General features: G+C 44.8%; 2 protein-coding genes. Both read left to right on the top strand.

Annotated elements, in window-relative coordinates; translation table 11 throughout:
• On the top strand, positions 1-257 hold a 257-nt coding region (locus ACNOHI_RS25615; protein WP_420477539.1), incomplete at its 5' end, for a hypothetical protein.
• 4 nt (positions 258-261) lie between these two features.
• A partial coding sequence (locus tag ACNOHI_RS25610; RefSeq protein WP_420477538.1) for a hypothetical protein occupies positions 262-516 on the top strand: 255 nt, incomplete at its 3' end.

The raw sequence follows: 516 nt of genomic DNA, 5'->3' as shown, positions 1-516 counted from the left end.
GGTTCTTCAAAAAACGGATGGATGCACGGCTAAGTCTCAGCGATCTGCTGCAGCAAAAGCGACTCGTTTACCAGAATATTTCGGCAACGGCGCCCGGTATCAATAGCAAATGGATCATCAATGGGGTGGATACCTATTTCAGTGAAAACGCCAATAACGATCCTAAAGGCACCAAATACAATAAAGATCTTGATTACGTAAGGTACAGCAGTTTTAAGGGACGTAACCTGTACCTCACACTCACTTACAACTTTTAAGACCATGCGTTATATAACAACTTTATTTTTAATCCTGGCTGGTTGCCTGTTGTTCTGCGCTTGCCAGAAAGAAGGCACATTGATCGAAAGGCCAACAGCCAAAGCGCTGACAGTAACTTATTATACTGTTGGCATTACTAAAGTACTTAGGGTAAAAGTAAACGGAAAGCTTATCGCCGACAGCCTGACCAGCGGAAACCCAGCATTGCAGCCGGTTGCTGGCGAAGAACTTCGTTTGGAAATATCTGAGCGCGCGACT

Origin of the sequence: Noviherbaspirillum sp. ST9, from assembly GCF_048799745.1 — a bacterium.
GTDB lineage: Bacteria > Pseudomonadota > Gammaproteobacteria > Burkholderiales > Burkholderiaceae_D > Noviherbaspirillum.
This window is presented reverse-complemented; position numbering and strand designations above follow the sequence as displayed.